The following is a 14,404-nucleotide window of genomic DNA, read 5'->3' on the forward strand; positions in this document are numbered from 1 at the left end:
GAATTCAGGACTAAAATTTCTTCTTTTCATTGGTGCACCCGTGTTGTTCTGAGGTGCGCATATCACCTCTGTTCAGGTGGCCAAATTCAGTGTGCCACTACAACCACTACATTCTTAGCCTAAGTGATGATCTGAACATAAAAATCTTACAGCTTCCTCCTGAAGAAAAAGAGCGTCTAATGCGGCTCTATGACCAAATCAAAAAGGGAGCTAGTGGGGTTGGTGAAGTAGCATCAGAAAATAGCCTAGCAAGCGAACGCAAAAGGGCCGTTTAAAAAACTATAAATTTCTTGTTTATTTTTAGTAAAACAATTGTTAATGAGAGAATTTTTAAACGGCTTTCAAACTTACCCAAATTACAATCAATTCAGTCCAAAATATAGTGCAAAAAAATCATTTTTCGCTCATTTTTTTGCGACGAGTCCAGAAATGCTTGCCACCCAACAGGAAATCGTCAATAACAAAAGCCCCGCGAGCAATAACAGCACCGGGCGAGAATAGGCGGACATGGTATGGGAAACGCAGCCTCAGAGAAGAGATTGCGCGCATCATGCCACCACAGCGTAAAAAGTCAATCGGCCGCGTCTGGCCGCCGCATTTTTTGCGCCACCGTAGGTAAGCCAGCTTGATCGTGCGCAAAAAAACGCGCCACATTGGGCGCGTAGAACGTGCTTGCGGCCGCTTAGCCGATATGGGTCAGGCCCTTCATATAGGGCTGTAGTACCGCCGGTATGGCAATGCGCCCGTCGGCAAGCTGATGGTTTTCTAGCACCGCCACCAGCGCACGGCCCACCGCCAGACCGGAACCGTTCAGCGTATGTACCAGCAGTGGTTTTTTGTCCGCCCGGCTGCGGTAACGCGTCTGCATCCGCCGCGCCTGGAAATTGCCGATGTTGGAGCATGAAGAAATTTCGCGATAGGTATTTTGCGCCGGCAGCCATACTTCCAAATCGTAGGTTTTACAGGAGGCAAAACCCATATCACCGGTACACAGCAGTACTTTGCGGTACGGCAGTTGCAGCAATTGCAGCACCTTTTCGGCATGGCCGGTCATCTCTTCCAGCGCCTGCATCGACTGTGCCGGTTTCACCACCTGCACCATTTCCACTTTGTCGAACTGGTGCATGCGAATAAGCCCGCGGGTATCGCGCCCGTGAGAGCCGGTCTCGGATCGGAAACACGGGGTGGAGGCGGTCATCTTCAGCGGCAGCGCGTCTTCCTTGATGATTTCATCGCGCATCAGGTTGGTCAGCGGCACTTCCGCGGTCGGGATCAGCGCATAAGCGCTGGTGTCCGCTTCTTCGCTCAGGGGCTGAGTATGGAACAGATCTTCGGCAAATTTTGGTAACTGTCCGGTGCCGTACAGCGAAGCATGGTTAACCAGGTAAGGCAGATAATGTTCCACATAGCCGTGCTGTTCGGTATGCAGATCTAGCATGAACTGGGTCAGCGCGCGGTGCAGGCGGGCTATCTGGCCACGCATCACCACAAAGCGCGCACCAGTCAGCTTGACCGCCACGGCAAAATCGAGCCCGCCCGCGATTTCACCGAGTTCCACATGGTCGCGGATGGGAAAATCGTATTGCCGCGGTTCGCCCCAGCGCGACACTTCCCGATTGTCCTTTTCGTCTCGCCCGTCGGGCACGTCGTCATCGTCGGGAATATTGGGCAGCGAGAGCGCGTAGTCGCGTATCTCGCTCTGCAGGGCGTCCAGCTCGGTTTTGGCGGCGCTTAAGCGCTCACCTAACTGGTTGACTTCCTGGCGCAGTGGCTCAATGTCTTCCCCGCGGGATTTCGCGGCACCGATCGCTTTGGAGCGGGCATTGCGTTCAGCCTGCAGATTCTCGGTTTCCACCTGGAGCACTTTGCGGCGCTCCTCCTGCTGGCGCAACGTCGCCACATCCAGTTTAAATTTTCTGCGAGCCAATTTTTCGGCGACTGCGTCGAGCTCGTTACGCAGTAGATTGGGATCGAGCATGCTAATCCTGTGCTTATGATTATCTGATGTACGTTTACGGCCCCGCGGCGCCCCCGGGCGAGTGCCGCGTCATGAATTTAGCACTGCTAACCTTACCGCAACGGCCTGGTTATCGGTAGCGTTTTGTCGGGCTATTTTGATCCAGTGCGTCAAGCCAGGCAAGCTTTTCGCTGATTTTACCCTCCAGGCCGCGCGAGCTGGGATGATAGTAGCGGGTGTGCGCCATTTCCGGCGGGAAATAGTTCTCACCGGCGGGGTAGGCGTTGGGTTCATCATGGGCATAGCGGCGGTACTCGGCCCCCAATCCCATGTCTTTCATCAGCCTGGTCGGGGCGTTACGCAAATGCGCCGGCACATCATAATCCGCCTTTTCGCGCGCATCGCGCATCGCCGCTTTAAAGGCGGTGTACACCGCATTACTTTTCGGCGCGCAGGCCAGATAGACAATCGCCTGGGCGATGGCCCGCTCGCTTTCAGCGGGCCCCACGCGGGTAAAACAATCCCAGGCGGCGATGGCCACCTGCATGGCGCGCGGATCGGCGTTGCCCACATCTTCCGACGCGATAGCCAGCAATCAACGCGCGACGTACAGCGGATCGCCGCCGGCGGTAATAATCCGCGCATACCAGTACAGCGCCCCATCGGGCGACGATCCGCGCACCGATTTATGCAGCGCCGAAATCAAGTCGTAATAACGATCGCCCTTATTATCAAAGCGCGCGGTGCGCTCGCCGGCGATTTCGTTTAGCAGCGCGGGGGTCAGTACCCGTTGTCCTTCGGCATCGGTCTCGGCCATGTCCGCCATCATTTCCAGACTGTTGAGCGCCCGCCGCGCGTCGCCGTTCACCCACGCCGCCAGAAGCTGACGGGTTTCCGACTGCAACACGATATTTTGCCTGCCGTAGCCGCGCTGGCTGTCCTGCATCGCCTGGTCGAGCACCAGGCCGATATCCTCTGCCGTCAACTCTTTCAGCAAGTAGACCCTGGCGCGGGAAAGCAACGCCGAATTCAATTCAAAGGAGGGATTCTCGGTCGTGGCACCGATAAAAGGTGACGGTGCCTTCTTCAATATGCGGCAAAAAGGCGTCCTGCTGGCCTTTGTTAAAGCGGTGGACTTCATCGACAAACAGAATGGTGCGCCACCCAGCATCGCGATTTAGGCGCGCCCGTTCGATGGCCTCGCGGATTTCCTTGATGCCGGACGTGTCCCCGCCGATAGGCGCTCCACGTCCGCCTGACCGTGGCGGGCAATCAGTTCCGCCAGGGTAGTCTTGCCGGTCCCCGGCGGTCCCCACAAAATCATTGAATGGAGCTGGCCGTTTTTGATTGCCCGCGGCAGCGGTTTATCCGCCGCCAGCAGGTGGCTTTGACCGATATACTCCTCAAGCGTTGACGGACGCATACGCGCCGCCAGCGGTTGGAATACGTTCTGGGAAAAGTCTAGGGACAGGTTACCCATAGTTACCTCACTGGCGCTGGTCGTCCAGCGTCACGCCCTTCGGTAGTGTAAAGTGGAATTTGGCGTCGTCCACCGGGCCGTTCTTCTGGCTTTTCAGCTGATAAACGCTGCGCTGGCCATCTTGCTCCACGGCGGTAAATCCGGTAATGGTGCCATTAGCAGCGACGTTAATCGTAAACTGCTTCAGGTTGCCGTTATTCGCTTTCGGTACCAGCGAAAAACTGTCGCCCTGTTGCTTCACATTATACTGACCCCAGTCGGCGGCGCGGTTGCGGGTGATTAACATGAACGGCGTGTTGCCGGTTGCGTTTTTTAGCCAGTTGGCGGTCGCCTGTTCAACAAATGGATTGTAAAACCACAGGGTTTTGCCATCGGACACCAGCACGCTTTCATCCGGCGCGGTCATATGCCAGTTGAACAGATTCGGCCGTTTTATCCACAATTCGCCCTCGCCCTCCTGCACCGCGCCGCCTTCGGCGCCGGTCACCCGCTGGGTGAAGCTGGCATGGAAACTGTTGACCTGATTCAAACGGCTTTGCAGCACGTTGGCATCGGCGGCAAACGCTGGGGCCGCCAGCACGGCGGCAAACAGATAAGCGGTCATCAACCGTTTTTTCATTCTTGGCATTCCTTGAGAAAGTGAGCCCGCGCGCTCCCGTCCGAGGCGCGGCAATAGAATTAACTTTATCGGAAGATGAGCGGGACGCCATAGGAATATCCTCTGAAACGTCCCGGTTTACGCATCTTTGTACGGTTGCGCCCGGCGAGAGGCGCTTACTCCTGTGACGGCGGGGACAGCACCTCGCGGTTGCCGTTGTGGCCTGGCGGACTGACAATGCCCTGCAATTTTATTTGCTCGACGATCCTAGCGGCGCGCTTGTAACCGATGCGGAACTGGCGTTGCACGCCGGAGATCGACGCGCGGCGCTTGTCGATGACGAACGCCACCGCCTGATCGAACAGCGGATCCAGCTCCTCGTCGCCGTCTAGGCCGGCAGCGCCGCCCTCACTTTCATCACCGGCGCTGGTGATGCTGTCGATATATTGCGGCCGGCCCGTGGGCTTTCCAGTCGCTGACCACCGCATGCACCTCTTCATCGTGCACAAACGCGCCATGAACGCGCACCGGCAGCGAGGAATTGGGCGCCAGATAGAGCATATCCCTCATACCGAGCAGCAATTCGGCGCCGGTCTGATCGAGAATAGTACGGGAATCGATTTTGCTAGAAACGGTAAAGGCGATTCGCGTCGGGATGTTGGCCTTGATAAGACCGGTGATAACGTCCACCGACGGCCGCTGCGTCGCCAGCACCAGATGAATACCGGCGGCGCGCGCTTTTTGCGGCAGGCGGGCAATCAGCTCTTCCACCTTCTTGCCAACCGCCATCATCAGGTCGGCAAATTCGTCCACTATCACCACGATATAGGGCAGTTTTTCCAGCACCGGCGGCGCCTCCGCCATGCCGTCGCCGGGTTTCCAGAACGGGTCCGGCACCGGCCGTCCCATGCCTTCCGCCTGCTCGATACGTTTGTTATAGCCCGCGAGATTGCGCACGCCGAGCGCCGACATCAGCTTATAGCGCCGCTCCATTTCGCCCACGCACCAGCGCAGCGCGTTGGCGGCGTCCTTCATGTCGGTGACCACTTCGGTCAGCAGATGGGGAATGCCTTCATATACCGACAATTCCAGCATTTTCGGGTCAATCATGATAAAGCGCACCTCTTTCGGCGTCGCCTTAATACAGGATACTGAGGATCATGGCATTGACCCACACAGATTTCCCGGAGCCGGTCGTTCCCGCCACCAGCAAATGCGGCATTTTGCCCAGATTGGCAATCACCGGCTGGCCGCCGATATTCTTGCCGAGCACCAGCGCCAAAGGCGAGCTGGTTTCACGGAATTTATCGCAATCGAGCACTTCGCGCAGATGAACCGTCTGGCGCCGCTTATTGGGCAACTCCAAACCGACGTATGGATTACCGGGAATCACTTCCACCACCCGCATCGCCATCGCCGATAGCGAGCCCGCCAGATCGCGGGACAGATTGAAAATTCGCGCCGCTTTCACGCCGGGCGCCAGATCCAGCTTGAAGCGGGCAATGACCGGCCCCGGCGAAATGCCGACAACTTCCGCCTTGACGCGATAGTCTGCCAGCAGGGCTTTCACTAGACGCGCCGTTTGCTCCAGGGCGAACATGCCCACCGGCTCCTCTTCCCGCGGCGGCGGGGTCAGGAGATCCATGGTCGGCAACGGCGTGGACGGTTTTTGCAGCGGCTGTTCCTGACGCACCAGGAACGGATGGATCAGACTGTCCATTGCCGGCGTCTGCGGCGCGCGCGGCGGCGCCATAACCCTGCGACACGCCGTCGTCGTCAAGCGCCATCACTGTCGTGCCAGCGGTCGTCCTCGCTTGCGTAGGCGGCGGAGGGCGGATCGCCCGCGGGGCGCGCGCGGGGGCAAACTGCGCTTTCTGCGCCGCAAAATCAGCGTCCCGACGGCTGCCCATGCCTGCCACGGGCGCGCTACCCGCCCCGGGGCGGGCGTCGATATCGGGCGGCGGCGACAGCGGCGAGAGGCGCCGCCGTGGGAATACCCGCCATGCGCCGCCGGAGTGTCACCAGGGTAGCGCTGCAGCTGCTGACGGGCAAAATCCTCCGCCAGACGCTGCTGCTCATCCCACGCCGCTTCCTCTTCCGGTGACGCGAACGCCGGTCTGAGCGTGGTTTCAACCGGGGACGCATCAGTGTCCCGCGCCGTCAGCGGACGCTCGTCAAAGCTGTCAGCCGGCGCCAGCGTATCAGCCTGCAGACCCTCCTGAGGGGAGCGCTGCTGCGAGGGGATCTTGATCCCGTACGAGGAGGCCAGTTCCCGCCGCGTCGGGATACGCACCGGTTTCGGGCGCGGCAGTTCCGGTCCGATACCTTGTTTTACCGGCGGGTTGTAGTCATTGCCGCTGGCGGAAAACGCCGGCATGAAGGTCAGCGGCGTGCCCCCTTGCCCCGCGGGGGCGGCGCCTGCCGCCAGCGCGCCGCTGTTTTGCTGCGCGACGGTGAAGTCGTAGGGGGTATGCGGGGCGGCGGGATCCCGTTGCCAGTCACCCAAGCGCGGCCCCTCCTCCACTGCCAGGGCTTGCGGACTGGCCGGCGCAACGGGTAATTCAAACCGGTAATGGGGCACCTCGCCGGCCTGCGCCGGCGAGGGGGAAGCGGACGACGCAGGCTCGACCCAGGCGCCTTCGGGCGGATAATTCACGCCCGCGCCGGCGGCAAGTGGATCGCCGGCAACGCCCTGACCCGGCACGGTAACAGAGAGAACGCCAGCGCTCAGGGGGACCGCCGCGCCCGAAGGCGCGCCGGCCGGCGCCGGATTTTGCGCATGACTGTCAGGCCACTCGCCCGCTGGGTAAGTGGTTGCTCCCTGACCGGCGAGCGGGCTCGCCTCAGGCCCTTGGCCGGCCTGCGCCAGCTCGCTGTGGCGTGCGGCAACCGCTGCGGCCGAGGGCCGCAGCAGCGGATCAGGATTTGCTTCCTGCGTCAGTATGCGACTCAGCAGCGGACCGTCGTCCCCCTCCCCCTCCCCGGCGCGCCAGGCGATATCGCCCGCCGTCTCGTGATCCGCCCGGCGGTAACCCTCATCCGCTTCGTCGTCGCGCCGGCTGCGGTTGGAGACAAACGTCGCACAACCAAGCACTACCGCGCCGATTTTCTCCGCGATAGTCAACCACGACCAGCCGGTAAAGAGCGTCAGTCCCGACGCCCAGACGCACAGCAGCGCCAGGGTGGCGCTAATGCCGTTGAACCACGGCAAAATGGCATTGCTCAGCAGACTGCCGATAACCCCGCCGGAAGCGAAATAGTACAGATCGTCAACATTCAGCGCGGCCAGGCCGCAGGAAGTGAGCAGCAGCGCCAGACTCCCGATAAGCCGCAGCGAGAGACCAAACAAATCCACATACTCGCGCCTGTCGCGCTGGGCAAAGGCGCTCCAGCAAAAGAACAGCATGATGGGCGGCAGCGCATACGCCAGCACGCCGAAGGTGAAAAACAGGGTATCGGCAAACCATGCCCCTACCCCGCCGCCCAGATTATGAATAGGGCCATGCCAGGCGGTCTGTGACCAGCTTGGATCGGAGGGGCTGAAGCTGACCAGCGTCACCATCAAATAAAACGCAAAAATACCCACTACAACTAGCACAGCCTCCAGTAGCCGGCGGCCGCTGCTGAGTTTTTTGAGGGCGATATCTTTATCTTCTGTATATTCCTGGCTCAAGAAAGGCTCTCCAGGTTCCTGTTAACCGATATAATAACAGCGCCGAGATACAGTCCGGTGCTGGGACTGTATAAATTCACAGAAGTATAACCAAAACAAACCGTATTTGCACCTGGAATGCTCCTTAACGCGTCTTTATAATCAGACGATTACTCTGTTTCACTTCTTCCATGACGACATAGGTCCGAGTGTCGTTCACGCCGGGCAGACGCAGCAGCGTCTCGCCGAGCAGTTTACGATAGGCGGACATATCTGGCACGCGCGTTTTCAACAAATAGTCGAAATCGCCTGAAACCAGATGGCACTCCTGGATTTCCTCCAGCTTTTGCACCGCGGCGTTGAACTGCTCGAACACATCCGGCGCACCGCGGTTGAGGGTAATCTCAACAAACACCAGTAACGACGCATCCAGATAATGCGGGTTCAACAGCGCCGTATAGCCCCGGATGAACCCCTGGCGCTCAAGACGGCGTACGCGTTCAAGACAGGGCGTTGGCGATAGCCCTACCCGCTTTGATAACTCGACATTGGAAACCCGTCCGTCCTTTTGCAGTTCATTCAGGATATTGCGGTCGATACGATCAAGATCTTTCCCCAGGCGCTTTTTATTGTCTACCATCATTAGTGTCTCTCTCAATTCCGTCCCTGTACTTGCCATACCCTCACTAATTTCATTGTGTCAGGGGTTGTCTAAGGACCTGTTATCAGTTTTTTTAAGGTCAACCTTTTGCTGGAACCATTTAGAACCTGTCTGTCAACATATTAAACGGCATCAGGGAGCGCAGGACACACCGCTTAGGTCTGCTCCGCATACGGCTTCGCAAACCCCCACCGGTGCCCGCCACGGGCGCCAGCCACGGGCGCCAGCCACGGGCGCCAGCCACGGCCTGTTTAAATATACCCGCCTAGATGTTTTCGCAAAAGCGCAGCCGATTGTCAAAGTAAAACGATAAAAATCAGAACAACATACCGGCTGTGAGCGACATCCTTTGCCGCGTGGCGGGTTTAGCGGGGTTTTTACCCGATTATGCCCTGCAGGCAACCTTAATATAACCGCGATTAATTGGAAAAATCGTTAACTACTTTTTCATCCTTTTTTAACTCTGGTAATTTTCTTACAATGCCCAGGTTAATGAGGCGACGACAACGAGGAAAACATGTCTACGGTGAAACACAGTAAATTGCTCATATTGGGTTCGGGGCCGGCGGGCTATACCGCCGCGGTCTATGGCGCGCGCGCCAATCTGAACCCGGTTTTGATCACCGGTATGGAGCAAGGCGGACAGCTGACGATTACCACCGAGGTGGAAAACTGGCCGGGCGACCCGGAAGGACTGACCGGCCCGCTGCTGATGGAGCGCATGTACGCCCACGCCACAAAATTCAACACGGAAATCATTTTCGACCACATTACCCAGTTCAATCTGCAAACCCGCCCGTTCCGCCTCGTCGGCGATAGCGGCGAATATACCTGCGATGCGCTTATCATAGCCACCGGCGCCTCGGCGCGCTATCTTGGTCTGCCGTCCGAAGAGGCCTATAAAGGGAAGGGGGTTTCCGCCTGCGCCACCTGCGATGGCTTCTTTTACCGTAACCAGAAAGTGGCGGTGGTCGGCGGCGGTAACACCGCCGTGGAGGAAGCCCTGTACCTGGCCAATATCGCCGAGGAAGTGCATTTAATTCACCGCCGCGACACCTTCCGTTCGGAAAAGATCCTTATCCACCGCCTGATGGATAAGGTTAATAACGGCAATATCGTGCTACATACCAATCGTACCCTGGAAGAGGTGCTGGGCGACGAGATGGGCGTCACCGGCGTACGTCTGAAAGAGGTAGCCGGCAGCGCCCATGAAGATCTGGCGGTCGCCGGGGTATTTATCGCTATCGGTCACAGTCCCAACACCGCGATTTTCGGCGACCAATTGGCGCTGCAAAACGGCTATCTGCGCGTGCAGTCTGGTATCAATGGCAACGCGACCGCTACCTCGATTCCGGGCGTATTCGCGGCCGGCGACGTCATGGACCACAACTACCGCCAGGCGATCACCTCCGCCGGGACCGGCTGTATGGCGGCGCTGGACGCCGAACGTTATCTCGACGGCCTGGCCCAGGCCGGATCCCTTTGAGATAGCGCTATCGCTGCGCGGCAGGGCCGGTGTGTCGCCCCGTTGCCGCCAGGATTGCTCAGGGCAGCCAACAGCCGCCTTTTCTTTGCCCTGCCCCCGTGCATATTTGCGCGCGCGTCCGCTTCATGCCGGCGTGGCGGACGCGCGCTAATTCACCGGCAATGATTTCCACCTCGCCCGCAACAGGGTAAGATGTCGGCGTGCCGGCGCTGCAGAGCATTCCGGTCTCGCTTCCCGGCATGGGATTTCCAACGTTAATCGCCTGCCGTTCCGGCTGGAAACAGACTTTCAATAAATAAGAATCGACAGCAAATCCTGGCACGCTGGCTCCGATCGCAAAGTAAGCGGGTAAACCGCTGGCTGCACCTTTCCCTGCTGCTCGGCCTGATAAGCGCCGTTATCATCGTCGCACAGGCCTGGGCGCTGGCCGGGTTTGCTACAGGCGTTGATCATGGATAACACTCCGCGCGCCACTCTGACCGGTGGCTTTGTCGCCCTGGCGTCGTTATTTACGCTGCGCTCGGCGGTCAACTACGCTCGTGAACGGGTGGGCTTTATCGCCGGTAGTTTGCTGCGCCGCCAAATCTGTGCCCAGGTGCTGGATCGTCTCGCGCGTTTGGGGCCGGCCTGGATCCGCGGCAAGCCCGTCGGAAGCTGGAGCAGCATGCTGCTTGAGCAAATCGAGGATATGCACGATTTCTACGCCCGCTATTTGCCGCAAATGGCGGTACTGGTGCTGGTGCTGGTGCTGGTGCTGGTGCTGGTGCTGGTGCTGGTGCTGGTGCCGCTGATGATCCTTATCGTGGTGTTTCCCATCAATTGGGCCGCGGGGCTGATTCTGTTTTTAACCGCGGAGCTGATTTCGCTGTTCATGGCGCTGGTCAGCATGGGTGCCGCTGACGCCAATCGACGCAATTTTCTGGCGCTGGCGCACCTGTCGGGCTACTTTCTCGACCGGTTACGCGGGCTGGAGACCCTGCGGCTGTTTTTTCGCGCCGAAGCGGAAACGGAAGAGCTCCGCCGCGCGACCGAGTCATTCCGTCAGCGCACCATGGAAGTGTTACGACTGGCGTTTCTTTCCTCTGGCGTATTGGAGTTCTTTGCCTCGATTTCCATTGCCGTGGCGGCAGTGTATTTCGGCTTCTCCTACCTGGGAGAGCTGCATTTCGGCAGCTATGGAACCGGCGTCACGCTTTTGCCGGCTTTCTGGTGCTGATCCTGGCGCCGAAATTCTTTCAGCCGTTGCGCGATCTGGGGACGTTCTACCACACCAAAGCCCAGGCGGTGGGCGCCGCGGTATCGCTGGTCTCCTTTTTGGAACATGACGATGAAGCCCAGGGCGCCGGCAGCGAACTCGCCGGACCGCTGAACTTTTCCCTCCCGGCGGGCCAGCGGGTGGCCATCGTCGCCGCTTGCGGCGTGGGCAAGAGAGCTCCCTGCTTAGCGTACTGATGGGGTTTCTGCCCTATCGCGGTGCGCTGCTGGTCAACGGCCGCGAGCTGTGCGCGTTCGCGCCGAGTCTGTGGCGTGAACGATTAAGATGGGTCAGTCAGAATCCGGCGCTGCCGGCGGTAACGCTGCGCGACAATATCCTGCTGGGCGGTGCTGGCCGCAGACGACGCGCAATTGATGCAGGCGTGAAGGATGCCTATGTGGCAGAGTTCCTCGCTGCGTTGCCCGACGGACTGGATAATGCCGTCGGCGAAGACGCCGGCCTCCTCTCCGTGGGTCAGGCGCAGCGTGTTGCCCTGGCGCGCGCGCTGATCCGCACACCTGACCTTGCTGCTGCTTGACGAGCCCACCGCCAGCCTTGATGTCCACAGCGAGCGGCTGGTGATGCGTGCGCTGGAACGCGCCACGCGCCGTCAGACCACATTACTGGTAACAACATCAGCTACAGGCCATCGCGGATTTCGACGTGGTCTGGGTGATGCACGAGGGCATCATTGCTCAAAAAGGCCCCTATGCCGACCTTGCCGTTAGCGACGGTGATAGCTTCCTGAGCACCGGAGCTGTACCCATGCGCGCATTCCGGCCCTATTGGGGCCCTCGCCCGCCCCCCCGGCGGACAACGACCCCTTGGCGTCTTGGCTCGCTATCCACCCGCTGCGGGCCAGCATCGGCCTGCTGACGCTCTCCGGCTGGTTCCTCGCCGGTGCGGCGACCGCGGTCGCCGCCGGTCTGTACAGCTTTAACTATATGCTGCCCGTCGCCGGCGGGCGCGGCGCGGCAATTACCCGCACCGCCGGGCGCTGGGCGGTGCGGGTAGTCAACCACGATGCCACCTTCCTCGTACTACAGCATCTGTGGCTTTACACTTTCAGCCGTATTCCTCCTCTTTCGCCCGGCGCCACCGCCCGCCTGCGCCGGGGGGAACTGCTCAATCGCCTGGTAGCGGATGTGGACACGCTGGACCATCTTTACCTGCGGGTTATCTCCCCGTTGGCGGGGGCATTGGTCGTCACGCTGACGGTGAGCGCTGGCCTCTGTCTGCTGGACCCGCGAGCGGGTTTGACCCTTGGCGCGATAATGCTGGCCATTCTGGCGCTGTTCCCACCGCTGTTTTACCCGTGCCGGCAAACCGGTGGGCGAGGCGCTGACCACCCTGCGTGCCGGTTACCGTTTGCAACTTACCGCCTGGCTTTCCGGCAATGCCGAACTCACCCTGTACGGCGGCGCCGAACGCTACCGCCGCCGGCTGGAGGCTACCGAACAGCGCCGCCAAAGCGGGCTGGGCGCCCGGCGCTCAAAGCCTGCTGCTGCTGGTGACCGGCCTGACATTGACCTGGGTGCTGTGGCTGGTGGCCGGCGACGGGGACGGCGATGGCCCGTCCGGCCCGCTGGTGGCCCTGTTTGCTTTTGCAATGCTTGCGGCGTTCGAGGCGTTGGGTCCGGTGGCTGACGCGTTTCAACATCTTGGACAGGTCATCGCCTGCTCCGTGCGCCTGAACAGCCTTGTCCAACAGACGCCGGAGGTGATTTTTCCCGCGGCCGGCCCTGCGCCGGCCGCGGGCGTCTCCCTCAGCGTCAACCGGGTACGGCTTCATTATTCCCAACAGGCAGCGGCCGCCCGCCATCGATGACCTGAGCCTGACGGTCGCCGCCGGCGAGCATATCGCTCTCCTCGGCCATACCGGCAGCGACAAATTTACCCTGCTGCAATTGTTGACCCGCGTCTGGGATCCCCAGCAGGGGGAGATCCTGCTTAATGACGTGCCGCTGCGCGAGTGGAGCGAAAGCGCGAAGCGCGCGATGACCACCGTGGTGGAGCAGCGCGTCCATGTTTTCAGGGCCACGCTGCGCGATAATCTCCGCCTGGCGGCGCCGAACGCCGACGATGAGCAGCTAAGGACCATAGTGCGGCAAGTGGGTCTTGACAAACTGCTGACGGGCAAAGGGCTCAATGCCTGGCTCGGCGAGGGGGCGGGCCCTTTCCGGCCGCGAACAGCGCCGCATGGGCATCGCCCGCGCACTGCTGCACGACGCCCCGCTGTGGCTGCTCGACGAGCCCAGCGAGGGGCTGGATGCCGTTACCGAACAGCAAATACGGCACTTGCTCGGCACGCTCGGCTAAGGGCGGACGGTAGTCATTGTTACCCATCGGTTGCGGGGACTGGAACGTTTGGACCGCATTTGTATTCTGGATCGCGGCACCCTCATTGAGCAGGGAAGCCATCAGGCGCTGATGGCGCTGCGCGGACGCTATTATCACTACACCGTCCGGTAGAGGTATACCAGTCAGCGATAAACCCCTGCCGGCCGGTGTTTGCCTGCCGGCCTTGTTCAGATGGATTGGAGTAGTCATCGGCAGCATGCGACTTTACCGGCTTTCACCCGACTCTCTGCATCTCCCACCGCCGCACGCCGCGCTCAGCGAGCCTAACGGCCTGCTGGCCTTCGGCGGTAATTTGTCGCCGCAGCGGCTGCGGCGCGCCTATCAGCTGAGGATTTTCCCCTGGTATTCCCCCGGCGACGCCATTTTGTGGTGGTCGCCGGATCCCCGTGCGGTGCTGTTTCCGCACGCGTTCCATCACAGCCGCAGTTTTAGCCGCTTCTCTCGCCGTTGCCGCTGGCGCGTCACCTTGAATCAGGCGTTCGCCGATGTGGTTGCCGCCCGCGCCGAGCGCGGCACGGAAGGCAGCTGGATCGGTCCGGAAGTCGAAATCGCCTATGGCCATTTGCATCAGCTCGGCCATGCCCATTCGATCGAAGTCTGGGACGACGAGACGCTGGTCGGCGGCATGTATGGCATGGCGCTGGGGGCGGTATTTTTTGGCGAGTCGATGTTTAGCTGCCGGCCGAACGCATCGAAATTGACGCTGGGGCGTTTTTGTCGGTATTTTATGCATCAGGGCGGAAAAATGGTAGACTGCCAAGTATTGAATACGCATACCGCATCGCTTGGCGCGCATAATATTGCGCGCGGCGATTTTCTGGCTATGGTTACGCAATTACTGCCTGAACCGCTGGCGGCCAGCTGGCTGCTGGCAACCGCAAACCCTTTTTAGCGTCCTTCCTGATTCTGAAGGGGGCAGATGATGCGGCTTTCTTCATCATTTCTTTACATAAT

General features: G+C 60.0%; 6 protein-coding genes and 5 pseudogenes. 4 read left to right on the plus strand and 7 right to left on the minus strand.

What is annotated here, in order from left to right; all coding sequences use genetic code 11:
* Positions 1-393 precede the first annotated feature (393 nt).
* The 7 genes and pseudogenes from ACTBDU_RS02825 to lrp all read right to left on the minus strand — a co-directional run bounded on the left by ACTBDU_RS02825 (position 394) and on the right by lrp (position 8,327).
* Complete coding sequence (locus ACTBDU_RS02825; protein WP_438805552.1) at positions 394-654, minus strand: hypothetical protein; 261 nt, start codon at positions 652-654, stop codon at positions 394-396.
* A gap of 28 nt (positions 655-682) precedes the next feature.
* Positions 683-1,978: a serine--tRNA ligase gene (gene serS / locus ACTBDU_RS02830; protein WP_438805491.1), complete on the minus strand. Its 1,296-nt coding sequence runs from the start codon at positions 1,976-1,978 to the stop codon at positions 683-685.
* A gap of 109 nt (positions 1,979-2,087) precedes the next feature.
* Positions 2,088-3,437 (minus strand): annotated as a pseudogene (locus ACTBDU_RS02835) (replication-associated recombination protein A).
* Positions 3,438-3,444: 7 nt separating this feature from the next.
* Complete coding sequence (gene lolA, locus ACTBDU_RS02840; protein WP_438805492.1) at positions 3,445-4,056, minus strand: outer membrane lipoprotein chaperone LolA; 612 nt, start codon at positions 4,054-4,056, stop codon at positions 3,445-3,447.
* Positions 4,057-4,211: 155 nt separating this feature from the next.
* Positions 4,212-5,755: pseudogene (locus ACTBDU_RS02845) on the minus strand (DNA translocase FtsK); the annotation flags it as partial.
* A 66-nt stretch (positions 5,756-5,821) separates the two neighbouring features.
* Positions 5,822-7,708 (minus strand): DNA translocase FtsK 4TM domain-containing protein, encoded by a 1,887-nt coding sequence (locus ACTBDU_RS02850; RefSeq protein WP_438805493.1) that lies wholly within the window; start codon positions 7,706-7,708, stop codon positions 5,822-5,824.
* Between the two features lie 124 nt (positions 7,709-7,832).
* Positions 7,833-8,327, minus strand: a complete 495-nt coding sequence (lrp, locus tag ACTBDU_RS02855; protein ID WP_438805494.1) for a leucine-responsive transcriptional regulator Lrp — start codon at positions 8,325-8,327, stop codon at positions 7,833-7,835.
* A 538-nt stretch (positions 8,328-8,865) separates the two neighbouring features.
* Between lrp and trxB the strand changes: the two genes are divergently transcribed.
* The 4 genes and pseudogenes from trxB (at position 8,866) to aat (ending at position 14,373) form a co-directional block, all read left to right on the plus strand.
* Positions 8,866-9,834: a thioredoxin-disulfide reductase gene (trxB, locus tag ACTBDU_RS02860; RefSeq protein ID WP_438805495.1), complete on the plus strand. Its 969-nt coding sequence runs from the start codon at positions 8,866-8,868 to the stop codon at positions 9,832-9,834.
* 291 nt (positions 9,835-10,125) lie between these two features.
* Positions 10,126-11,824, plus strand: a pseudogene (locus ACTBDU_RS02865) (ABC transporter ATP-binding protein/permease); the annotation flags it as partial.
* Between the two features lie 101 nt (positions 11,825-11,925).
* A pseudogene (cydC, locus tag ACTBDU_RS02870) lies at positions 11,926-13,561 on the plus strand (heme ABC transporter ATP-binding protein/permease CydC); the annotation flags it as partial.
* An 85-nt stretch (positions 13,562-13,646) separates the two neighbouring features.
* Positions 13,647-14,373 (plus strand): annotated as a pseudogene (gene aat, locus ACTBDU_RS02875) (leucyl/phenylalanyl-tRNA--protein transferase).
* Positions 14,374-14,404 lie beyond the last annotated feature (31 nt).

This window comes from Sodalis sp. (in: enterobacteria) (assembly GCF_051710625.1).
Taxonomy (GTDB): Bacteria; Pseudomonadota; Gammaproteobacteria; order Enterobacterales; family Enterobacteriaceae; genus JBPESN01.

Coding starts and splice junctions, on each gene's coding strand:
- serS (WP_438805491.1), bottom strand. CDS start 1,978: ATGCTCGATCCCAATCTACTGCGTAACGAGCTCGACGCAGTCGCCGAA.
- lolA (WP_438805492.1), bottom strand. CDS start 4,056: ATGAAAAAACGGTTGATGACCGCTTATCTGTTTGCCGCCGTGCTGGCG.
- trxB (WP_438805495.1), top strand. CDS start 8,866: ATGTCTACGGTGAAACACAGTAAATTGCTCATATTGGGTTCGGGGCCG.
- ACTBDU_RS02825 (WP_438805552.1), bottom strand. CDS start 654: ATGTGGCGCGTTTTTTTGCGCACGATCAAGCTGGCTTACCTACGGTGG.
- lrp (WP_438805494.1), bottom strand. CDS start 8,327: ATGGTAGACAATAAAAAGCGCCTGGGGAAAGATCTTGATCGTATCGAC.